The 22,283-nt window shown below is 71.1% G+C and carries 19 protein-coding genes; 11 read left to right on the forward strand and 8 right to left on the reverse strand.

The genetic code is table 11. The annotated features are described in order from the left end of the window. Positions 1-6: 6 nt before the first annotated feature. The 3 genes from ACIRRY_RS15000 to ACIRRY_RS15010 form a co-directional block, all read right to left on the reverse strand. A complete protein-coding gene (locus ACIRRY_RS15000) occupies positions 7-444 on the reverse strand; it encodes a roadblock/LC7 domain-containing protein (protein WP_403972176.1) in 438 nt (145 codons plus the stop codon). Continuing rightward, positions 441-2,966: a nitrate- and nitrite sensing domain-containing protein gene (locus ACIRRY_RS15005; protein ID WP_403972178.1), complete on the reverse strand. Its 2,526-nt coding sequence runs from the start codon at positions 2,964-2,966 to the stop codon at positions 441-443. The genes ACIRRY_RS15000 and ACIRRY_RS15005 overlap by 4 nt, the downstream gene beginning before the upstream one ends. A gap of 64 nt (positions 2,967-3,030) precedes the next feature. After that, the gene (locus ACIRRY_RS15010; RefSeq protein WP_403972180.1) at positions 3,031-3,804 is read right to left on the reverse strand and encodes an MHYT domain-containing protein; all 774 of its coding nucleotides are present in this window, start codon (positions 3,802-3,804) and stop codon (positions 3,031-3,033) included. A gap of 152 nt (positions 3,805-3,956) precedes the next feature. Here ACIRRY_RS15010 and ACIRRY_RS15015 point away from each other — a divergent pair, with 152 nt between their 5' ends. The 3 genes from ACIRRY_RS15015 to ACIRRY_RS15025 all read left to right on the forward strand — a co-directional run bounded on the left by ACIRRY_RS15015 (position 3,957) and on the right by ACIRRY_RS15025 (position 6,153). Beyond that, positions 3,957-4,556 (forward strand): class I SAM-dependent methyltransferase, encoded by a 600-nt coding sequence (locus ACIRRY_RS15015; RefSeq protein WP_403972182.1) that lies wholly within the window; start codon positions 3,957-3,959, stop codon positions 4,554-4,556. A 184-nt stretch (positions 4,557-4,740) separates the two neighbouring features. Then, the gene (locus ACIRRY_RS15020; protein ID WP_403972184.1) at positions 4,741-5,037 is read left to right on the forward strand and encodes a hypothetical protein; all 297 of its coding nucleotides are present in this window, start codon (positions 4,741-4,743) and stop codon (positions 5,035-5,037) included. 135 nt (positions 5,038-5,172) lie between these two features. Further along, a complete protein-coding gene (locus ACIRRY_RS15025) occupies positions 5,173-6,153 on the forward strand; it encodes a hypothetical protein (RefSeq protein ID WP_403972186.1) in 981 nt (326 codons plus the stop codon). A 273-nt stretch (positions 6,154-6,426) separates the two neighbouring features. Here ACIRRY_RS15025 and ACIRRY_RS15030 read toward each other — a convergent pair whose 3' ends face one another. Together ACIRRY_RS15030 and ACIRRY_RS15035 are read right to left on the reverse strand one after the other, a co-directional pair. Continuing rightward, positions 6,427-6,609, reverse strand: coding sequence for a hypothetical protein (locus ACIRRY_RS15030; RefSeq protein ID WP_403972188.1), 183 nt, complete (start codon positions 6,607-6,609; stop codon positions 6,427-6,429). A 133-nt stretch (positions 6,610-6,742) separates the two neighbouring features. Further along, the gene (locus tag ACIRRY_RS15035) at positions 6,743-7,807 is read right to left on the reverse strand and encodes a fatty acid desaturase family protein (RefSeq protein ID WP_403972190.1); all 1,065 of its coding nucleotides are present in this window, start codon (positions 7,805-7,807) and stop codon (positions 6,743-6,745) included. A 376-nt stretch (positions 7,808-8,183) separates the two neighbouring features. Here ACIRRY_RS15035 and rox point away from each other — a divergent pair, with 376 nt between their 5' ends. Continuing rightward, positions 8,184-9,656 (forward strand): rifampin monooxygenase, encoded by a 1,473-nt coding sequence (rox, locus tag ACIRRY_RS15040; protein WP_403972291.1) that lies wholly within the window; start codon positions 8,184-8,186, stop codon positions 9,654-9,656. Here the strand turns inward: rox and ACIRRY_RS15045 are convergent. Then, the gene (locus ACIRRY_RS15045) at positions 9,647-10,867 is read right to left on the reverse strand and encodes a GNAT family N-acetyltransferase (RefSeq protein ID WP_403972192.1); all 1,221 of its coding nucleotides are present in this window, start codon (positions 10,865-10,867) and stop codon (positions 9,647-9,649) included. The genes rox and ACIRRY_RS15045 overlap by 10 nt on opposite strands. A gap of 175 nt (positions 10,868-11,042) precedes the next feature. On the opposite strand from ACIRRY_RS15045, the gene ACIRRY_RS15050 reads away from it, so the two are divergent. Continuing rightward, positions 11,043-12,389, forward strand: a complete 1,347-nt coding sequence (locus ACIRRY_RS15050; RefSeq protein WP_403972194.1) for an esterase-like activity of phytase family protein — start codon at positions 11,043-11,045, stop codon at positions 12,387-12,389. Between the two features lie 23 nt (positions 12,390-12,412). On the opposite strand, the gene ACIRRY_RS15055 is transcribed toward ACIRRY_RS15050, so the two are convergent. After that, positions 12,413-12,664 carry a hypothetical protein gene (locus tag ACIRRY_RS15055; RefSeq protein WP_403972196.1) on the reverse strand — a complete coding sequence of 84 codons (252 nt, stop codon included), beginning with the start codon at positions 12,662-12,664 and terminating at the stop codon, positions 12,413-12,415. Between the two features lie 367 nt (positions 12,665-13,031). Beyond that, a complete protein-coding gene (gene xylA, locus ACIRRY_RS15060) occupies positions 13,032-14,198 on the reverse strand; it encodes a xylose isomerase (protein ID WP_403972198.1) in 1,167 nt (388 codons plus the stop codon). A gap of 132 nt (positions 14,199-14,330) precedes the next feature. On the opposite strand from xylA, the gene xylB reads away from it, so the two are divergent. The 6 genes from xylB (at position 14,331) to ACIRRY_RS15090 (ending at position 22,042) form a co-directional block, all read left to right on the forward strand. Then, positions 14,331-15,776 (forward strand): xylulokinase, encoded by a 1,446-nt coding sequence (gene xylB, locus ACIRRY_RS15065; protein ID WP_403972200.1) that lies wholly within the window; start codon positions 14,331-14,333, stop codon positions 15,774-15,776. Positions 15,777-15,933: 157 nt separating this feature from the next. Continuing rightward, positions 15,934-17,214: an ROK family protein gene (locus ACIRRY_RS15070; RefSeq protein WP_403972202.1), complete on the forward strand. Its 1,281-nt coding sequence runs from the start codon at positions 15,934-15,936 to the stop codon at positions 17,212-17,214. Between the two features lie 189 nt (positions 17,215-17,403). Beyond that, positions 17,404-18,888: an APC family permease gene (locus tag ACIRRY_RS15075; protein WP_403972204.1), complete on the forward strand. Its 1,485-nt coding sequence runs from the start codon at positions 17,404-17,406 to the stop codon at positions 18,886-18,888. Continuing rightward, entirely contained in the window at positions 18,885-19,898 is a 1,014-nt protein-coding gene (locus ACIRRY_RS15080; RefSeq protein WP_403972206.1) for an acetamidase/formamidase family protein, read from the forward strand. The genes ACIRRY_RS15075 and ACIRRY_RS15080 overlap by 4 nt, the downstream gene beginning before the upstream one ends. A 37-nt stretch (positions 19,899-19,935) precedes the next feature. Beyond that, positions 19,936-20,535 (forward strand): N-acetylmuramoyl-L-alanine amidase, encoded by a 600-nt coding sequence (locus ACIRRY_RS15085; RefSeq protein ID WP_403972208.1) that lies wholly within the window; start codon positions 19,936-19,938, stop codon positions 20,533-20,535. Positions 20,536-20,764: 229 nt separating this feature from the next. Beyond that, positions 20,765-22,042: a GAF domain-containing protein gene (locus ACIRRY_RS15090; RefSeq protein ID WP_403972210.1), complete on the forward strand. Its 1,278-nt coding sequence runs from the start codon at positions 20,765-20,767 to the stop codon at positions 22,040-22,042. Positions 22,043-22,283 lie beyond the last annotated feature (241 nt).

The raw sequence follows: 22,283 nt of genomic DNA on the forward strand, positions 1-22,283 counted from the left end.
CTCGCCTCATCCGGCTGCGGGCGGCCGCGCACCGACGCGCGGCGGCGTGTAGAGATGCTCGCCGACGCGCTTGACCAGTCGTGCCATCTCGTACGCCACCAGGCCTATGTCGGCGGTGACGGCGGTGAGGACGGCGAGGCAGGAGCCGTCGCCGGCGGCGGCCACGAACAGGAATCCGTCGTCCATCTCCACCATGGTCTGCCGCACTCCGCCGGCCCCGAAGTGCCGCCCCGCACCCTTGGCCAGGCTGTGGAATCCGGAGGCGACGGCGGCGAGGTGTTCGGCGTCCTCGCGCTTGAGATCGGTCGACGCCCCGACGGCGAGGCCGTCGTTGGACAGCACCACGGCATGGCGTACTTCGCTCACGCGCAGCACCAAGTCGTCCAGCAGCCAGTCGAGTTCGCCGGACCGCCCGGCGGCCCCCATGCTCGGGTCCTGGATCACGTGAGGTCTCCTTCGCTGCTGTCACTGCCCGTTGCGGGGCCTGGGGTGGCGCCACGGCCCGGTTGCCTGCCGCCACCGCGCGTCCAGCCTTCGCGGTAGGCCGACATCCGGTCCCGTACGACCTCCGGGGTGCGGCGCTCGTCGCGTGCGGCGGACGGCGCCTGTTCCCGTTCCGCGGTGGGCTGTTCGCGGAGTTGGGGGGCGAGGTTCGCCTGGCGTACGCGGCGCGGGAGGTCGTCGCTGTCCTCGGTCCCTTCGGTGTCCTCGGGGGGACGGTGCAGTCGCAAGGTGGTCACTCCGGGGGGCGGGGTGTCGTTCGCCGGCTCGGCAGCGACCCGTGCGGAGGCCGACAGGGCGGGCCGGTCGACCGGGGCCGGGACAAATTCCTGGTGCTGGGCCGCGGTGGGCACGCGCGCGTACTCGCGTTCCACGGCCCGCTCCCCGTCCTCGACCGCCGCACGGGGGGAACGCTCCGCCGCGCCGCCGTGCAGCAGCGCCGTCGGCAGCAGGACGACCGCCGTCGTACCGCCGTAAGGCGAGGTCCGCAGGTGCACCTTGATGCCATGGCGGGCGGCGAGCCTGCTGACCACGAAGAGGCCGAGCCGGTCGCTGTCGAAGAGGTCGAGGGCCTCGGACTGCTCGATGCGGCGGTTGGCGTCGCCCAGGGACTCCTTGCCCATGCCCAGGCCCCGGTCCTCGACCTCGACGGCGTAGCCGTTGCCCACGGGTTCACCGGTGACACGCACGCGTGTGTGCGGCGGCGAGAACTGGGCGGCGTTCTCCACAATCTCGGCGAGCAGGTGCGTGAGGTCGGCGACGGCCGCGCCGACGACGGCCGCCTCGGGGAGTTGGCGTACCTCCACGCGCGCGTAGTCCTCGACCTCGGAGACGGCGGCGCGGACGACGTTGGTCAGGGAGACCGGCATGCGCCAGGCCCGGCCGGGTGCCGCTCCGGAGAGGATGATCAGGCTCTCGGCGTGCCGTCGCATGCGGGTGGTGAGGTGGTCGAGGCGGAAGAGGTCGCTCAGTTCGTTCGGGTCCTCGGAGCGGCGTTCCATGCTGTCCAGAAGGCTGAGTTGACGGTGCACCAGGACCTGACTGCGGCGGGCGAGGTTGACGAAGACCCCCGAGATGCCGCTGGCGAGTTCGGCGCGTTCGACGGCGGCCCGCAGGGCGGCGCGGTGCACGGTGCCCAGGGCCTCCGTGACCTGTCCGATCTCGTCCTCCGAGGGCGACCCGGACGGGGCCTCCGTCCTGACGTCGATCTCCTCTCCGGCGCGCAGTCTCCGCATGGCCTCGGGGAGTTTGTGACGGGCGATCCCCAGGGCGTCGTTGCGCAGACTCACGAGTTCGACGACGAGACCGCGTCCGATGCGTACCGAGATGACGAGCGACGCGATGACGGCGGCGAGACCGAGGAGGACCGCGGCACCGGCGGAGGTGAGCAGCCCCCGGGTGAACGGATCGGCGCGGTCGGCGACCCCGTTTCCCGCGTCCGACTCGATGGAGCGCATGCCGTCCCGCACGCGTGCGTGGGCGCTGTTCCAGGTGGTGTCCGGAGCCGCTGCGATCGCCCGGGTTGCGGAGTTGGTGGCGAGCACCTTGTCCTCGATGGTGCCGACCTCGGTGTAGGCGCTGGTGTCGGCGAGGTGCTGCCATGCGGTGCGTTGGGAGCCGCGCAGATCCGCGACGGCGGAGTCGGTCAGCGTGCGGCGGGTGTTGACGGCGCCGGTGAACAGCCTCAGCCGCTCCCTGTCGAGCCTGCCGTCGAGACGGGCGCCGGCCAGCATCACGTCCTCCTGGGACAGCGATTCGCCGGCCCGGGAGAATTCGAGGAGCACGCGCGCGTCGGACCCGAGTTCGGCGTCCTGGATTCCGGTGAGGGCCCCGCCCACGGCGAAGGCCGTCGCGATGGTCTTCGTGTACTGCCCGTACGTCTCGCCCCATCCCGCGCGGTGGCCGAGCACGTCGGTCCGCAGTGAGCGCAGTTGCTCGGCTCCGGTGACGAAGGCCTCCAGACGTCGGGCGACTCCGGCCGGGAGTTCCTCGCCGTCGGCGACGGTGTTGTCGTCGCCGAGCCGCAACCGGGCGACCGCCTGGTCCGTGTCCGCCGCCAACTTCCTCAAGTAGCCGCTCTGTTCGGAGTCGGGGTCGGTCGCGTAGCGCACGGCGGCCGACCGCTCGGCCTGCAACGCCGCCACGGCCGCCGCAACGGGGCTGCGCACCTCGGAGTCCACACGCTGCAACTGCCGTAGCCGGGAGACGTCCTGAGCGGTGCTGACGGTGGCGTACGCCCACAGGGCGAGCAGGGAGACGACCGGCACCATCAGGAGGCAGACGATCTTGGCCCGTACGGTGCGGGGGCGCATCCGCCATCGTCCCGCGCGCGGGGGTATGTCCTCCGACGGGGCATCCAGGGGATCGTCGAAGAGTTCGTCGGCGGGTGGTCCGGCGTGCGCGCGACGACCGCGCACGGGCGGCGTCTCGGCGCCGGCTCTCGGGGTCCTACGGGGGGTACGCATGGCCTCCTCGCTCGGGAGTGGATCGGGGCGTGCGGCGCGGGACGCGGTCGGTCCGGGCCGGCTGCTAGCGGGCGACGCTCTCGACCGGCCGCTGGGCCGAGGCGGTGGCCTCGCGTTCTCCCGTGGTGGGCGACAGTGCGACGAAGGCCGAGGTCAGGAACAGGTAGGACCCGAGGCCGACGGCGAGGGGGAAGATGAACTGCATCGCCGTCGCCCCGGGCAGGACCGCGCCGGAGGGGGTGACGTGCACGCGCACCGCGAACATGCCGGTGTAGTGCATGCTGCTGACGGCCGCTCCCATGACGAGGGAGGCTGCGGTCACCGCTACGGGCGACTTGATGTTGAGGGCCGCCCACAGGGCCGCTGTCGCCGCGACGACGGCGATGAGCACGGAGAGCCCGACGAGCATCGGGTCGTAGCTCACACCACCGTGCAATCGCATCGCCGCCATGCCCAGGTAGTGCATGCTCGCGACGCCCAGTCCTGTGGTGAGGCCGCCGAGGAAGAGCGCGCGACTCCGGTCGCGGCCGTAGCCGACCGCGAAGACTCCCGCGCAGACGACGACCATGGCGACCAGGAGGCTGAGGATGGTCAGTGGTACGTCGTAGCGGATGTCGGTGCCGCTGACGCCGAAGCCGAGCATGGCCACGAAGTGCATGGTCCAGATGCCGGTGCCGAGCGCGGAGGCCGCGGTGATGAGCCAGTTGCGGCGCGACCGGCCGGTGGCGCCGAGCGCGCGGACGGTGCAGCGCAGCCCGAGTGCGGCGCCCATGCAGGCCATCACGTACGACAGCACGGGGGTCAGCCAGCCGAAGGTGGCGTGGTCCAGGTGTCCCATGACCAGGGGACGCTAGTAGGGGCACAGGTGCACAAAGGGGGCGCATTTCGAAAGGTGTCGCAATATGACGCAGAGGGGTACGTGAACGACCGCATCACGCTCGAACGTGTGCGCCGAAGTGCCATCCCTGTCGATGCGGGATCATGCGGAACATGAGCGACGACCACACGCATGTCCAGGAGTTCTTCGGTGCGCGCGCCGCCGACTGGGACAGCCGCTTCCCTGACGACGGGCCCGCCTACGCCGCCGCGGTCGCCGAACTCGGGCTGCGGGACGGAGACCGGGTCCTCGACGCGGGCTGCGGGACGGGACGCGCGCTGCCGCCGCTCCGTGCGGCCGTGGGGCGGTCCGGAGTGGTGGTCGGGGCCGATCTGACCCCTGCCATGCTGGAGGCCGCCGTACGGGCCGGACGCGACCGTGCCGGGCGTCTGCTGATCGCCGACGTCGCCGCGCTGCCGCTGCGGTCGGAGTCGCTCGACGCCGTGTTCGCCGCGGGGTTGATCGCGCACCTGCCCCAACCGGAGGAGAATCTGCGGGAGTTGGCCCGGGTGGTGCGCCCGGGCGGCACACTGGCCCTGTTCCATCCGATCGGTCGGGCCGCGCTCGCGGCACGTCAGGGGCGCCAGATCACGCCGGACGATCTGCGCGCGGAGTCCAACCTCCGTCCGCTGCTGGCGAGTTCGGGCTGGCTCATGACGTCGTACGCCGACGAGGACGCCCGCTTCCTGGCACTGGCCGTGCGCGAAGGCTGAGCCGGCCTCTCCCCGAATCCCCGGAGCACGTTGGACTCACCCGACGACCGGCGCATTTCGATGCGGGGCGCTCGACGCGCTTCACCGCACCGTTCCCCTACTGCCGCCGTGACTCCAACTCTACTTTGGGTACCAGTAGATGGACGGTCGGCGACTGAAACCACGTAGGGGGAAGGTGGTCAGCATGTTCGGCAGGCCCCGCAAGAGCTTCGCCAGATTTCTCACCTCCACGCGCGCGGAGGCGCGCGGCGGTCCGCAACGGCGCGGGCACAATCTCTTCGAGGCCGCGGCCGTCTATGTCTCGGCCCGCGCGGAGGACGACCAGGACCGGATCGACGAAGCCGCGGGCTGGGTGTCTCCGGAGGCGCTGTCCTTCGGGGTCAGCGAGCTGGCGTGCCGGGCCGTCGTCGCGCTAGCCAGGGAGCGTGACGAGTCGCCGCGAACGGTGGCCCGGGCGCTTCTCGGGCTGCCCGCGGCCTGACAGTTCGGGCCACCGGTGGTCATTTCGCCCCGTCCAGACGGAAAACTGCAGCTCCGGGTGTACTTGGGAGTCGTGACAAGGGGCTTCCGCGCACACTAGGGTGCGCGCGGTTGGACGAATGATGGGGAGGCTGGGATGGCCGACACGGATGAAGAGGCCGTCGCCGCCGAGGACGACGCGCTCTATGTGCTCACGGCGATACTGCTGACGCCGGCGAAGTTCCCGAGCGTGCTGGGCGACGACTACCCGGAGGCATGTGCGGCGCTCGGTATGGCGCCGCTCGCCGACGGGTACGGCCTGGTGCTCGGCCAGGACGGCGACGGGGCGCGGTGGACGGTCGTCATCGACGACGTGTCACTGGTCGCAGTCGCCATCGCGTCCTGGGACTGCGGCATGGAGTACGACCTGTCGCCGAGTGAGCGCACGGTGGTCGCCGCCCTGCCGGGCTGGCCGCTCGCGGTCGCCGTCGCGGCGCCCAACGTGCCCGCACCGCACGATCCGGACCCCGACCTCGTGGACCGGCCGCCGCTGGCTCCACCGGACACCACCACCTGGGGTCCGGCGCAGCGACGGCTGGGCGCCGACGAGATCGCGCTGCAGTGGGCCCTGTGGCGGGAGCAGATCGACGACGCGGCCTTCTCGACTCAGGTGGCTCAGGAGACTCCGCAAAGTCAGGAGGCTCAGGACGCGGCGGGCGACGCGTCGACGGCGGCGGACAAGGCCGCTTCTGACACCACCCTCGATGATGTCGCCCCCGACGCCGCGTCCGAGGTGGACGGGACGAAGTCGGACGGCAACGCATCGGACAGCACCCCGGCCGAGAGCACCGGCGAAGGCACTCAGGCGAGCCACAGCGGGGTCCGTCGGGTGCTGACGGAGGTCCGCGCCTACGTCGACACCCCGCCACCTCTCGGCCGCGTCAGATCGTCCTTCGCACCGGGCGACGCACGCACGCTGCGCGCCGACGGCCCCGGCTGGTCGTTGGTGGCCCGGACCGACGACATAGCGTTCGTCCTGCTCGACGACGAGCCCGGCGAGGTCCTGCCGGTGGGCCGGGGCCCCGAACTCCCCGGCCTCCTGGAAGCACTCGACAAGCTGGCCGTACGGCCGAGTTGAGCCCTCGGGTGCGGATCCGTGCGTCCAGGGCCGGGGTGACAGCGTCCGAGCCCGCCGCGAGCCGGACGCCACGGACGGCGTGACCGCGTCCTGCCCTGGGGCGCATACCTCCGCCGGTACCCGTCCGGGGAGCACGGCGAACTCGCCCCCGCGGTCCGTGGATGATGCTCGGCCGAGCACGGCCCGCGGGACTGCAACTGCGGTCCCGCGGACGGTGCAGTGCCGTGATCTGCCCCTGCGCGCCGGGCGGGAGCGCAGTCGGGCAGCGGTGCGTCAGCGACCGATCTCCTTGCTTGCCACGCGGCGCAGTCGACGCCGCTGCGAGGGGTCCAGCGTCAGATATGCGGCCGTCGGCACTCCCACGACGATCAGGAATACGGCCCACCAGGGCAGCCAGAGCCACAGGAACAGCCCGACCGCCACACCTCCTATGGCGATCTTCGCGCTCTTCGACATATGTCGCCTCCTCCGCGGCCGCAGCCGCTCTCTGATCTGAAAACGGGTCCGCGCTCCCCACGGTTCCGGATCGCGACCCTGAGACATCCCTGAGGCGCTTCCCCTACTGGTACCCGGGCTCTCGGCTGCTCCGTCACTCCGTCCACTCCATGCGCAGCGGCTCCCCCACCTCGTGGAGATGGCGCAGGGCCTGCCGGTAGGAGTCGACGAGCCCGGTCTCCACGTAGGGGATACCCACATCCTGACAGTGGGCGCGCACCAGGGGTTGTGCGAGGCGCAGACCGGGGCGCGGCATGCTCGGGAAGAGGTGGTGTTCGATCTGGTAGTTGAGACCGCCGAGGAACCAGTCGGTCAGGACACCGTGACGGATGTTCCGTGAGGTGAGCACCTGGCGGCGGAGATGGCCCCACCGTTCGCCGTTCGGGTCCGGCATCTCCATGCCCTTGTGGTTGGGCGCGAAGGCCAGCCCGAGGTGCAGACCGAACAGGGCCTGGTGCAGCGCGGCGAAGGCGAGTGCCTTCCCCGGGGACATCGAGATGAGCAGCAGAGTCGCGTAGGCCACGACATGGCCCACCAGTAGAGCGCCCTCGACCGTCCGCTCGCGACGGGGCTGGCGCCGCAGATCCTGGAAACCGTGGACCTTGAGGGCGACGCCTTCGAGCAGGGTGAGCGGGAAGAACAGCCATGCCTGGTTGCGGGTGAGCCAGCGCCGGAAACCCGAGCGGTCCCTGGCCTGCTCGCCGGTGAAGACGAGGATGTCGGCGACGACGTCCGGGTCCTTGTCGATGTGGTTGGGGTTCGCGTGGTGGCGGTTGTGCTTGTCGTTCCACCAGGAGTAGCTCATCCCCAGCAGCAGGTTGCCGTGGATCAGGCCGATGAGGCGGTTGGCGGTCTTGTCGCCGGCTATCTGGGAGTGGCCCGCGTCATGCCCTATGAAGGCTGTACGGGCACCGAACACGGCGAGCAGCGGGGCCAGGAGCAGGGTCAGCCAGGAGTCGCCGATCAGAACGATGCCCGTGACGATGGCGCCCAGTGCGAGCGCGTTGGCGGCGATGCAGCGTGCGTACCAGGCGTAGCGCCGCTCCAGTAGACCTCGGTTCTTGACCGTGCGCAGGAGGGGCGCGAACTCGCTTCCTGGGGGCGCCAGGGCGACATTCCCCGGATCAGGTGCGCCGACGACTGCGGTGGTCTGGGACATGTCCGGTCTCCGGCTCTCTCAGGCATTGGGCTGACCTGAGCAAACGTACGAATCGGTGACCGTTCGCGACCATGACGGGACCCCCCGTGTCCGTACGGGGGTAAGCCGGGTCCTCCCAGGGGGGTTGACGACACCCTCGCCGACCCGTAGCTCCAGCTGCCGAGTCTGCGGGTACGTACCCGGAAAAGGGCGATGGCAAGGAGTCGTCCACTCCTTGCCACACCCAAGGTATAGCGCGGCGGGGGGCTTGCGGCAAGGCCCGGGTCGTCCCGCAAAATGACCGACCGAGGCCGGGACCTGCGGAAACGAATGATTCGCAAAGCGCAGGTCCATGGATCGGCGGGCCGGAAACCAATCTCGTTGGATGGGCGTTCTGATGATTGACGTGATCGTGGTCGGCGGCGGACCGACCGGCTTGATGCTGGCCTGCGAGTTGCGGCTGCACGGTGTGCACGTGGTCGTGCTGGAGAGGTTGACCGAGCCGACCGGGGAGTCCCGGGGGCAGGGTCTGCACGCGCGCAGTGTCGAGATCATGGACCAGCGCGGCCTGCTCGACCGGTTCCTCGCGGTCAGTGAGAAGTTCCAGGTGGGCGGTCTCTTCGGGGGCATCGTCAAGCCGTGGCCGGACCGTTCGGACACGGCCCACCCGTACGGCGTCGCCACCCCGCAGCCGGTCACCGAGCGGCTGCTCAAGGAGCGCGCCGTCGAACTCGGTACCGAGATCCGGCTCGGCTGCGAGGTGGTCGGGTTGAGTCAGACCGAGGACAGCGTGACCGCCGAGTTGGCGGACGGATCGGAGCTGCGTTCGCGCTACGTCGTCGGATGCGACGGCGGTCGCAGCACGGTGCGCAAGGTGCTCGGCGTCGCTTTCCCCGGCGAGCCCGCGACGGTCGAGACACTGTTGGGCGAAATGGAGGCGACCGAGGATCCGGCCACGATCGCCGGCGTCGTCGAGGAAGTCCGCAGGACCCAACTGCGGTTCGGCGTCAGCCCTGGCGAGAACGGCGTGTACCGCGTCGTCGTACCCGCCGACGGAGTTGCCGAGGACCGTGCCACAACGCCGACCCTCGACGATTTCAAGCAGCAGCTACGGGCCGTCGCGGGCACCGACTTCGGCGTGCACTCGCCGCGCTGGCTGTCCCGCTTCGGCGACGCCACCCGGCAGGCCGAGCGCTACCGGGTCGACCGGGTCCTGCTGGCCGGCGACGCGGCACACGTCCATCCGCCGACCGGCGGGCAGGGGCTCAACCTCGGTGTACAGGACGCGTTCAACCTCGGCTGGAAGCTGGCCGCGACGGTCAACGGCTGGGCTCCGGAAGGGTTGTTGGACAGCTACCACACCGAACGACACCCGGTGGGCGCCCGCGTCATCGCCAACACGCGTGCGCAGATCACGCTTCTGGGGACCGATCCGGGGGCGACCGCACTACGGGAACTGTTCTCGACGCTCATGGGCTTCGAGGAGGTGAACCGGTACGTGACCGAGATGATCACCGCGGTCGCGATCCGCTACGACTTCGGCGAGGGGCATGAACTGCTCGGCCGACGGCTGCGGGACGTGAAGCTGAAACAGGGGCGCCTCTACGAGTTGACGCACGCCGGCCGAGGCCTGCTCCTCGACCGGACCGGTCGGCTCTCGGTGGCGGGGTGGGCGGATCGCGTCGACTACGTAGTCGACGTCGGCGTGGAACTGGACGCACCGGCGGTGCTGCTTCGGCCTGACGGTCACGTGGCGTGGGTGGGTGACGACCAGGAGGATCTGTTCGCCCGGTTGCCCAGGTGGTTCGGCGCGGCCCAACAGGTGCACTCCACCGGTCAGTACGCCGGGAACGCCCAGCCTCACGGGTAGAACGGCTCCCGGTCCGCGCGGAACGCCGCCGTCGCGCGGGACAGGGCTCCGGCTCGCAGTTCCTGGACAAGGCCGGCGGCGGCGAGGGACGCGAGCGTGGTGCCGCCGAGGAAGGCCGCTCCGAGTTCGGCCGCGGTCAACCGCAGGTCGGCCGTTGCCCGGGTCCGTGCGCAGACAGCCGTGCCGTGGTCGGCCGCCCACCGGTAACGGCCCGTGTTCCAGGGGCAGAAGGCGTCCTCGACGTCCAGGACGAGGTCCAGTGTGCCCGCGTAACGCCGTGCCGCCAGCGCTCGGTCGACGTCGATCAGGCGCACCCAGAGGCGATCGACGGGCGCCGGGCGTACGGCGCGCGGATCGGTCAGCAGGTACGGCAGCGGCTCGTCCACCGCTCCCTCGTACTCGATCCAGGAGACCAGGTCGAAACCGGCGAGGAAGCGCCACAGGGCCGCGTAAGCCTGCCGGGAGGCGGTGGCCAACTCGACGACCCGCAGCGCGTTCCCGTCGCCGCCAGAGGCGTCCTGCTTGATCCGGTAGAGGGCGTAGCCCGTCGTCCGGCCGTCCGCGTCCCGGTGCAGCGCGAAACGCAACGCGCTCGCTCCTCCGCGCTCCTCCGGACGGTCGGTCAAGCGGCCGTCCCAGGAGGTGGCGTCGCGAGCTGGCCAACCGACCGTGTCGATCCGGACGCGGTCGTAGAGCTCCTCGATCTGCGGGCGGGCCCGATCGCGTCCCAGGAGGCGGACGGTTCCGTCACCGAAGTCGGTTCCGGGGCGGAACCGCAGGGCGCGCTTGTCACAGCGGAGGCGGGCTCCCTGGGTGGCCGGGCCGTAGCCGAAGCGGCCGTAGATGGCGGCTTCGGAGGGGCGTAGGACCGCGATCGGCTCGGCGCCGGACGTGTGCAGGTCGGTGAGCTGTCTGCGCATCATCGACGTGAGGATGCCGCGTCGGCGGTGGGTCGGGGCGACGCCGACCCAGGTGACTCCTGCGACCGGGAGCAGCGCACCCGGGACGGTCGGCACGCGCGCGCGTGCCGCGGTTCCGCCGGCCGGTGCGGGGCCGTCGAACGCGGCGATGGTGCGGGGCAGTTCGGTGGCGGTTCGCTCGTGGGCCAGTTGCTCGTCGGACAGATCGCTTCCGTAGGTGTCGGTGACCATGCGGGCCCAGGTCCCGAACTCGTCCTCGGCGACTGGGCGGAGGGGGTAGGGATCATCCACCGGTCCTGTGTAACCGACGGCGCTACGGGACGCGATCGAATTACGGCTGGTCCGTCCCGGGTCCCGAGCCCGCCCGACAAGTGGCAGCCACCCCGGATTCACCTCGACGTCGAGCACCGTTCCTCCTGAGCGCCAACTCTGGCCGCTGTCAGCCAACTTGTCCTCAGGAGGCCCGATGTCCCCGCACGACCTCGTCAGGCGCCGTGTCCGTCATTCCGTCGCGGTCGGTGCTCCGCTCGCCGTCGTGGTCGCCCTCGTGGCGGCCGGTACGGCCGTCGGAGCCCCCGCGAAGGCCGAGGCCGCCCATGTCACGCGGACGGCGACGCTGGGCGACATTCCGCTCGGCGCGTTCAGCAACGCGCTGCTGCCCGGGACCGTGGACAACGACCGGGGAGTGGACCTCGGCGGCCTCGGCAGCGACATCTACCCGGCCGGCCGCAAGGGCGAGTACTGGACGGTCACCGACCGCGGGCCCAACGGCCAGATCAAGGTCGGCGGGACGAAGCGCCGTACGTTCCCGGTGCCCGGATTCGACCCGGCGATCGTGAAGATCCGTGTCTCCGGAAGCACCGTGAAGGTCCTGGACGCCCTCCCGATCACCACGTCCTCCGGGAAGGCCGTCACCGGGCTGTCGAACCAGCAGGGACGCGACGAGGCGCCGTACTCCTACAACGCGCAGACGGCGTTGTCGTACAACCCGAACGGGCTGGACACGGAGGGCATCGTCCGGGCCGGGGACGGATCCTTCTGGCTCGTCGACGAGTACGGGCCCTCCCTGGTGCATGTCTCCGCGCGCGGGAAGGTGCTCACGCGGTATGTGCCCAAGGGGCTGCACCTGACCGGTGCCGACTATCCGGTGGTGGAGGCGCTGCCGGCCATCCTGTTGCACCGGAAGATCAACCGCGGCTTCGAGGGGCTCGCCCAACTGCCCGGCGGTGACCTGGTGGTGGCCCTGCAGAGCCCGCTGTCGCTGCCGGACGGGGATGCCGGGGACGCGTCCCTCAACACCCGCCTGCTGCGCTTCTCGCCGAAGAAGAAGGCGGTCACGGCGGAGTACTCATACCGCTTCGACCCGGTGAACGTGGTCGACACGAGCGAGGACGACACGTCCGAACTCAAGATCTCCTCAGTGGTCGCCGTGGGCGACGACCACCTCCTGGTCGAGGAACGCACCGACAAGGCAGCCCGGCTCCAACTCGTCAAACTGGAGCGCAAGTCGAACATCCTGGGTGGTCGCTACGACGACGACACGACGTCCCCGTCATTGGAGCAGCTCGACGACCCGGCGGCCGCGGGTGTCCCGGTGCTGGCCAAGAAGCTGGTCGTCGACCTGGGGACCGTCTCCGGGGTACCCCAGAAGATCGAGGGCATCGCGCGCGTGGATCACGACACGCTCGCCCTGATCAACGACAACGACTTCGGGATGACGGACGGCGCGGGCGCGTTCGACGCCCAGGGGCGCCTGGTCGACAGCGGTATCAAGACGACCCTGGTGTACCTGAGGCTGCCGCACGGCATCTGATCGTCCGTCAGCCCCTGAGGCAGTCAGCCGAACAGGGACGGGAGGAGGGAATCCAGGTCGCTGGGAAGCTCGCTCGGCAGTTCCGAGGGGAGCTTCGACGGAAGCGCGGTCGGGAGCTTCGTCGGCAGGCTGGTGGGGAGCTTCGTCGGGATGGTGAGGGACGGGCCGCCGCTCGTGCTCGAACTGCTCCCGCCGGGCGACTTCTTGTCGGGTGAGTCGTGTCCCCCGGAGGCCATCAGCACGAAGGCGACGACGGCTCCGGCGGTCGCGATCACGGCGAGCAGGATGAACAACGGTCGGGGGCGCCTGCGGGGAGGCGGTCCATAGTCTCCGTGGTCCCCTCCCGGTCCGTGTCCGTAGTTTCCGGGAGGTGGTGGTCCGAAGCCGCCTCCCGGAGGCGGGGCAGCGTCCGGTGGCCCGGGCGGTCGAGGCGGTACGGGCGGCATGGCCATACCGTCAAGAGTCGCGTCGCGGCGGTCATGTCGCGACCCCCGCGCGGTGGTTGATACGGGCTCATGCCATGGATCGCATGATTCCGGAGCATTCCACGCAGGGGTCGGTCATGAACGGGAACTCACGAACACCTACGGGCTCGCGAGTGACGCACGCACGTGTGCCTGAGTGCCGCACGCGTGCGTGCGGTCAGCCGCGGGCCCCCAGGAGGTGGTCCAGAGCTAGCTGGTCGAGCTGCTCGAAGGCCATCCCACGCTTGGCGGCCGCCTCCACGTCGAAGTCCTCGAACGCCGAGCGGTCCGCGAGCAGCGCCTTGAGGCCGTCCGCCGCGGTCTGCTGCGCCAGCTCGTCCAGGCGCGAGGCGCGCAGCGCCTCCTGGACCACCGGGTCGGCGCGGAACGCGGCCGAACGCTCCTTGAGGATCAGGTAGTTGCGCATGCAGCCGGCCGCCGACGCCCACACGCCGTCGAGGTCCTCGGTACGCGGCGGCTTGAAGTCGAAGTGCTTCGGGCCGGCGTAACCGGCGCTCTCCAGGAGGTCGACCAGCCAGAAGGCGGCACGCAGGTCGCCGTTGCCGAAGCGCAGGTCCTGGTCGTACTTGATGCCGGACTGGCCGTTGAGGTCGATGTGGAAGAGCTTGCCCGCCCACAGGGCCTGGGCGATGCCGTGCGGGAAGTTCAGTCCGGCCATCTGCTCGTGGCCGACCTCGGGGTTGACGCCGTAGAGCTCCGGGCGCTCCAGGCGCTCGATGAACGCCAGGGCGTGGCCGACGGTGGGGAGCAGGATGTCGCCGCGGGGCTCGTTCGGCTTGGGCTCGATCGCGAACTTGATGCTGTAGCCCTGGTCGGTGACGTACTCGCCGAGGAGGTCGAAGGCCTCCTTCATGCGGTCGAGAGCGACGCGTACGTCCTTGGCCGCGCCGGACTCGGCGCCCTCGCGGCCGCCCCAGGCGACGTAGGTCTCGGCGCCCAGCTCGACCGCCAGGTCGATGTTGCGGATCGTCTTGCGCAGCGCGTAGCGGCGCACGTCGCGGTCGTTGGCGGTGAACGCGCCGTCCTTGAAGACCGGGTGCGTGAAGAGGTTGGTGGTCGCCATCGGCACCCTCATGCCGGTCGCGTCGAGGGCCTCGCGGAAGCGCTTGATGTGCGCCTCGCGCTCGGTGTCCGAAGACCCGAAGGGGATCAGGTCGTCGTCGTGGAAGGTCACACCGTGGGCGCCGAGCTCGGACAGGCGCTGCACCGTCTCGACCGGGTCGAGGGCACGGCGGGTGGCGTCGCCGAACGGGTCCCTTCCCTGCCAGCCGACGGTCCACAGGCCGAAGGTGAACCTGTCCTCGGGGGTGGGCTGGTAGTTCATGACGCGGCTCCTTGTTGCTTCGCTCCGACTATTTCGTCATGGCGGTTTACAAATTAGTATGCCGGAGCGTCTCTGGGAAGGGACAATGTGTCTCCGGGCGGAGACGCATGCCGCACACAAGGGAGAAACCCGATGTCAGCAGCCGAGGGTCCGCTCGTCGTCGGCGTGGACACGTCCACCCAGTCCACCAAGGCACTGGTCGTCGACGTCTCCACCGGACGGATCGTCGCGAGTGGCCAGGCGCCGCACACCGTCTCCTCGGGGGCGGGCCGGGAGAGCGATCCCCGCCAGTGGTGGGACGCCCTGTCCGAGGCCCTGCGCCAGTGCGGGGACGCCGCGCACGAGGCCGCGGCCGTGTCGATCGGCGGCCAGCAGCACGGCCTGGTCACCCTGGACGCCCAGGGTGAGCCGGTCCGTCCGGCGCTGCTGTGGAACGACGTGCGTTCGGCACCGCAGGCCACCCGTCTGATCGAGGAACTGGGCGGCCCGAAGGTCTGGGCGGAGCGCACCGGCAGCGTGCCCGGCGCCTCCTTCACTGTCACGAAGTGGGCCTGGCTCGCCGAGCACGAGCCGGAGGCGGTGCGCGCCACGGCGGCCGTGCGCCTCCCCCACGACTACCTCACCGAGCGTCTCACCGGACAGGGCACCACCGACCGGGGCGACGTCTCCGGCACCGGCTGGTGGGCCTCGGGGACCGAGTCGTACGACCAGGAGATCCTCCGGCTTGTCGGTCTCGACCCGGCGCTGCTGCCCCGGGTGGTGCGGCCGGGTGAGGTGGCGGGGACGGTGCGCGACGGTCACGACCTGCCGTTCTCCAAGGGCACCCTGGTCGCCCCCGGCACCGGCGACAACGCGGCCGCCGCGCTGGGGCTCGGGCTGCGCCCCGGCGTTCCCGTGCTCAGCCTCGGCACGTCGGGCACGGTGTACGCGGTGTCGAAGCACCGCCCCGCCGACCCGTCCGGCACGGTCGCGGGCTTCGCCGACGCGCACGGCGACTGGCTGCCCCTGGCCTGCACCCTGAACTGCACCCTCGCCGTGGACCGGGTCGCGGCCCTGCTGGGCCTGGACCGGGAGGCGGTGGAGCCCGGCACCTCGGTCACTCTGCTGCCCTACCTGGACGGCGAGCGCACCCCGAACCTCCCCAACGCCTCGGGCCTGCTGCACGGCCTGCGCCACGACACCACCGGCGGCCAGCTCCTCCAGGCCGCCTACGACGGCGCCGTGCACGCGCTGCTGGGCGCGCTCGACCTCGTCCTCGACGAGGACGCGGACCGCACCACTCCGCTGCTGCTGATCGGCGGGGGCGCCCGCGGCACGGCCTGGCAGGAGACCGTACGGCGGCTGTCGGGGCGTCCGGTCCAGGTGCCCGAGGCGAAGGAACTGGTCGCGCTGGGCGCCGCCGCGCAGGCCGCGGGGCTGCTGACCGGCGAGGACCCGGCCGCAGTGGCCCGGCGTTGGAACACTGCCGCCGGGCCGGTGCTGGACGCCGTGGAGCGCGACGAGGCGACGCTGGCCAGGATCTCCGGGGTACTCTCCGACGCGGCTCCGCTGCTCGAACGGGGACCGGAGGGCCGTTGACGCACACCGGGGAGGGGGTGTCGGGGGACGGACATCCGCCGACGCCCACAGATCAAGGGCCGACGGAGGGCGAGAACCCGCTGCCACACGCTGATCGCGGACCGGCCGGAGGCACACGACACCGGCCGCCGCACACCGACCGAGGACTGACGGAGGCATGACCGCACCGCTGCACGAGGCGCACCCCGCCGGGTCCGCGCGTGCCCTGCCCGACACCCAGCAGGGCATGCGCCGGCGCAATCTCGCGCGCGTGATGCACACCGTGAGTGCCGAGGGGCCACTCTCGCGCGCGGCCGTGGCCTCACGCATCGGGCTGACCCGTGCGGCGGTGTCGACGCTGGTGGACGAGCTGATCCGGTCGGGTCTCCTGGTGGAGCTGGGCCCGGAGCGGCCCGGCCGGGTGGGCCGACCCGGATCGGCGCTCGCCGTCAGCGGGCGCGGTCCGGCCGGGATCGGCGCGGAGGTCGGGGTCGACCATCTCGCGGTCTGCGCGGTCGATCTGCGCGGCGAGATACGGGCCCGTGCCGTACGGCACGGTGTGAACCGCGGCCGCTCCCCCGAACCGGTGCTCGCCGAACTCACCGCGCTGGTACGGCAGGTCGTCGCCGAGGCCGACGCGGAGGGCCTGTGGCCGGCCGGGCTCGCGGTCGCCGTGCCCGGTCTGGTGGCCCGCGACGGCCGCACGGTCGTCCGCGCGCCGAACCTCGACTGGCACGACACGGACCTCGGTGTCCTGCTGCCCGCCGAGCTGCGCCCCACGGTGGACAACGAGGCCAACTTCGGCGGGCTCGCCGAACTCTGGCTGGGCGAGACCACTCCGCGCGACTTCCTCCATGTGTCGGCCGAGATCGGCATCGGCGCCGCGGTCGTGGTGGACGGGGGGCTGCTGCGCGGAACACGGGGATTCGCGGGCGAGTTGGGACATGTGCCGGTGCGTCCCGAAGGGCCGGAGTGCGCGTGCGGCGGGCGCGGCTGCCTCGAACAGTACGCGGGCGAGGAGGCGGTGCTGCGCGCCGCCGGCCTGGAGCCCGGCGGGGACCGGGTCGGTCTGCTCGCGACGCGGGCCGCCGACGGCGACGAGGCGGTGCGCCGGGCCCTGCACGACGCCGGTACGGCGCTCGGCATCGCGCTGACCGGCGCGGTCAATCTGCTCGATCCGCAGCTGGTGGTGCTGGGCGGCGCACTGTCCGGTCTCGCCCCCTGGCTGCTGCCGTCGCTGGAGGCCGAGTTGGCCCGGCGCACGGCGGGGCCCGCCTGTCCGGTGTCGGTGTCGCGGCTCGGGCCCGAGGGTCCACTGCTGGGCGCCGCGCACTCGGTGGTACGGGCAGTCCTCGACGACCCGGCCGCGGTGGCAGAACGGGCTGGGGTAACCGCAGCCGGACGGACCGAGGAAACCCTGGCCGGACAGACTGTGGACATCGTGGCCGAACAGGCCTGAAACACAGGCGACTTCACTCGTCCGAGTGGTCGAGTTGTCCACAGTTCCGCCGTCGTCCACGGAAGCCCGCCACGCCCTACTGCCCAACCCGCGAGCGCCGTACCGTGATTCACGCGAGGCGCAACCGCCGTGTCGTGACGGCACTGTGCGAGCGCGCGTGCAGAGGCGGACGGACGAGGGGGGATTCACGTGTCGGGGGAGACGGTTCAGGGGCTGCGGCGGGATGCCGTCGGGCTGCGAGAGGTCCTCTTCCAGAGCGTCACGGCGATGGCGCCGGCCGCCGCGGTCGCCGCGTCGATCCCGGCGGGCGCGGCCTTCGCGGGCGGAAGCCTGCCGCTGTCGGTGCTGATCGCGCTGGTGGCCTGCCTGTTCACCGCGTCCTGCGTGGCCGAACTGGCCCGCGAACTGCCCGCCGCCGGCTCGGTGGCCACGTACGCGGCACAGGGGCTGCATCCGGCCGTCGGCTTCCTGGTCGGCTGGGGCTACGTCTTCGTCGAAGCGCTCGTCCCACCGCTGCTGCTCCTCCAACTCGGCTTCACCACGGCGGGCACCCTGCACCAGGAGTGGTCCTCGTATCCGGAGAACCTGTGGTGGCCGTGGGCGCTCGCGGGCGCGGCGATCATCGCCGTGGCGGGCTGGTTCGGAGCGCGCGCCTCCGCCCGCTTCGGGACGGTCCTCGGCGTCTTCGAGATCCTCGTCTTCCTGGTGTTCGCCGTCTGGCTGATCGGCAAGGCCGGCGGGGACAACACCCTGTCGGTGTTCGGCACTTCGCACACGAGCAAGGACCACGCGGGCCTCGGCGGCGTCTTCGCCGGCTCGGTCTACACGGTGCTCGCGTTCGCCGGGTTCGAGGCCGCCGCACCACTCGCCGAGGAGACCCGGGACCCGCGCCGGACGATGCACCGCGCGGTGCTCGGCGCGGCCCTCGGCATCGGCCTGTTCTATGTACTGACGACCTACGCCATGACGGTGTACTTCGGACCGGACCGGTTCAGCGGGTTCGGGGCCTCCGGGGCCGCGTCCTGGGAGGGGGTGGCCCGCGCGTCGTTCGGACTGTTCTGGGTCCTGGTGTTCCTCGCCGTGGTCAACTCGACCATCGCCAACGCCAACGCGTGCGCCACCGTCTCGACGCGCACCGCATACGCCCTGGCCCGGATCCGGGTACTCCCCCGTGTCCTGGCGACACTGCACCCACGCCACCGCTCCCCCGTCACCGGAATCGCCGTGCAGACCGTCATCGCGGTGGGAGCCGTACTGGGTCTCGGTTTCGGCTACGACCCGGTGACCGCGTTCCTCCTCCTGGCCACGGTGATCGTCACGGTCGTCATCGCCGTCTACATCGTCGTGAACCTGGCCTGTGCGGGCTACTTCCTGCGCCGCAGACGCGAGTTGCTCAAGCCGCTACGGCACCTGCTGGTCCCTCTCCTCGGGATCGTCGCGTTCGTCCCCGCCCTGCTCACCGCGGCAGGTCTCCCGGCCTTCGACTTCGTGACCGAACTGACCCCGCCCGTGTCCTACGCCGGACCGGTCGTCGGGGTCTGGATGGCGGCAGGGGTCGTGGTGCTGCTGGTTCTGCTGCGGCGGCACCCCGAGCGAATAGCCGAAACCGCCCGTGTCCATCTCGACGAAACCGCCACCACCGGTCATCCGCAGAACGGAGCAGTACAGCCATGAACGACCCCCGGATCCTGACGGTGCGGCCCGAACCGGGCGAGTACGCCTGGACGTTCGGCGGCGCCCCGCCCGTGGCGCGCATCGCGCCCGGCACGGTTCTCGACCTGTACACGGAGGACTGCTTCGCCGGACGGGTTCGGTCCGAGAAGGACCTGGTGTCCGAGGTGTGCGAGTTCCCCTTTTTGAACCCTCAAACCGGTCCCTTCCATGTGGAGGGGGCGGAGCCCGGTGACACGGTCGCCGTGCACTTCGTGTCGATCGAACCGGCGCGGGACTGGGCCGCCTCCACCACGGTCCCCCTCTTCGGCGCACTCACCTCGACACACACCACGGCGACGTTGCAACCACCGCTCCCGGAGACGGTCTGGATCTGGCAGTTGGACCGGACCCGCCGTACGGCGTTGTTCCGCGCGCGTGACAGCGACATCGAGGTCGAGCTGCCCCTCGACCCGATGCACGGCACCGTGGGCGTGGCTCCCGCGAACCTGGAAGTGCGTTCGGCACTGGTGCCCGACGCGCACGGCGGGAACATGGACACGCCCGAGATGCGGGCCGGGGTCACCTGCTACCTCGGTGTGAACGTGGAGGGCGCGCTGCTCAGCCTCGGCGACGGGCACGCACGGCAGGGTGAGGGCGAGACCTGTGGAGTCGCCGTCGAGTGCGCGATGAACACGGTGGTGATCGTGGAGCTGCTCAAGGACGTCGCCACACCCTGGCCGCGCATCGAGTCGGACACGCACATCATCTCGACGGGTTCGGCACGCCCGTTGGAGGACGCGTTCCGGATCTCCCAGCTCGACCTGGTGCGTTGGCTGGTGCGTGACTACGGGTTCAGCGAACTGGACGCCTACCAATTCGCGACCCAGGCGGTGGAATCGCCGTTGGCCAACGTGTGCGACACCAACTACACCTGTGTGGCGAAGATCCGGAAGGAATGGCTGCCGGCGCGCGAGACTCACCGGGGGCTGCACGCGCGTCTGCGTGAGACCGCGGCGGCACTCCGGTACTGAAGCAGCACTCCGGTTCCGAACAGAAGGGCAACAGACCTTGGAACGGGCACGACCGCTCCCGAGCAGGCGCTGGCTGCTGAAGGGGGCAGCCCTCGCCGCCGTCCCCTACGCGTTACTTTCCGACACGCAGGCCGACGCCCAGGCACAGGCCGTCGACTATCCGTCGGCCGAGTGGCAGCCTGCGACCGCCTCCAACTACACGGCGTCCAACCGTCCCACCGGCTATTCGGTCGACTACGTGATCATCCACGTCACGCAGGAGACGTACGCCAAGACCCTGTCCATCTTCCAGAATCCGCAGAAGAAGGTGTCCGCCCACTATCTCGTGCGATCGGCCGACGGGCATGTGGCCCAGTGCGTGCGGGAGGCCAATATCGCCTGGCACGCGGGGAATTGGGACTACAACACCCGCAGCATCGGGATCGAGCACGAGGGCTGGGTCGATCAACCCGAGTGGTTCACCGACACGTTGTACGAGCGGTCGGCCGGACTGACGGCCGCGATCTGTACGAAGTACGGACTCCCCAAGGACCGGGCACACATCATCGGGCACTACGAGGTGCCGGGCACCGACCACACCGATCCGGGGCCCAAGTGGGACTGGGCGCGCTACATGAAGATGGTCGATCTCGCCTGAGCCAAGGCGGATCCGAGACAGACCTGAGTCAGATTTGAGCCAGATTTGAGCCAGTTCCGAACCAAATCCGGCCCGAATCCGGGCCGAATCCGGGCCGGTTCCGGGCCGGTTCCGGGTGCGATGCGGTTCGTTCGGCTCGTCCCTGGTCGAAACGGTTGTCCGGATCCGTCTGCGGAGTAACGATGTCCGCATCCGTTGCGGCGCCGTATCGACGTCAGGGGAGGCCGAGTTGACCGATCCATGGGTGGCCCTGGAGCCGGGGGCCGACCCTGCCGAGCGGGTGCGGGTGCTGCGCCGGGCGCACGAGACGTTCGCCGTGGCGGGTACGGTGCCGCAGCCGGTGCGGTCGGTGGTGGCCGATTCCTGGCGGCGTTCCGCGCGAGCCGGTGTCGGACCCGAGGGCACGGCGCGGGTGGAGCTGACGGACGGTGACCTGGGTGTCTATCGCGCGGAGCATCCGCTGGCGCGGGTGATGCCGTTGATCCGGGAGTTGGTGGGCACGTTCGCCGCGGACGGCGCGCATCTGCTGGCGGTGTGCGACGCGCAGGGCAGGCTGTTGTGGGTCGAGGGAGACCCGGCGACCCGGCGGAAGGCGGGCCTGATGAACTTCGTGCCGGGTGCGCGCTGGTCGGAGAGCGCGGTCGGGACGAACGCGCCGGGTACGGCGGTCGCCGTGGACCGGCCGGTGCAGGTGTTCGCGGCCGAGCACTTCATCCGGCGGGTGCAGCCGTGGACGTGCGCGGCGGCCCCGGTGCACGATCCGCGCACGGGACGGGTGCTCGGTGCCGTGGACATCACCGGCGGGGACGGGCTCGCGCACCCGCACAGCCTGGGCTTCGTGCAGGCGGTGGCGCGGGCCGCCGAGTCCCAACTGGCGCTGCTCGCCCCGGAGCAGACGTCTGTCGACGGACCCGAGCTGATGGCCCTGGGCCGGGACGAGGCCCAACTGTGCGTCGACGGCCGCAAGGTGAGGCTGAGCCGCCGGCACAGCGAGATTTTGGTGCTGCTGGCCCGGCATCCGGAGGGGCTGACCGGCGACGAGTTGCTGTGCGCGCTGTACGAGGACGAGTCGGTGCCGCCGGTGACCTTGCGGGCCGAACTGGCGCGGCTGCGCAGGCTGTTGGGGCCGGGCCTGCTGGCCTCGCGTCCTTACCGGCTCACGTTGCCGGTCGAGTCGGATGTGGCGATCGTCGAGCGGCGGCTGGAAGGGGGCGCGGTCACGGGGGCGGCGAGCGCGTACACGGGACCGTTGCTGCCCGGTTCGCAGGCACCGGCGGTGGTCCGGCTCAGGACCCGGCTCGCCGACGGTCTCCGTACGGCGCTGATCGCCCGCCGCGACCCCGACCTGCTGGCAGACTGGGCGCACGCGCCGTGGGGCGAGGACGACCTCGACGTATGGCGGGCGCTCGCGGCGATACGCCCGACGGCACCGGTGCGTTCCCGGCTCGACGCGCTGGAGTCCGAGCTGGCGGCACCGGCCGCGTGGTCACACCGGTCGGGCCGCTGACGTAACTCGCGTTCGGCGCAGGACACTTGGAGCACGGCCCGCCCTCCGATTCCGGCTCCCGGCTCCCGGCTCCCGGCTCCCGGCTCCCGGCTCCCGGCTCCCGGCTCCCGGCTCCCGGCTCCCGGCTCCCGGCTCCCGGCTCCCGGCGATTAGAGCCCCCAGCCTCCCGGCGATTAACCGCCACCCACCACGCAACGTACATGCAACGTCCCGCTCCCTAGCCTCGCGCCGAGAGCTGCCC

Origin of the sequence: Streptomyces sp. NPDC101776 (genome assembly GCF_044766845.1) — a bacterium.
Taxonomy (GTDB): Bacteria; Actinomycetota; Actinomycetes; order Streptomycetales; family Streptomycetaceae; genus Streptomyces.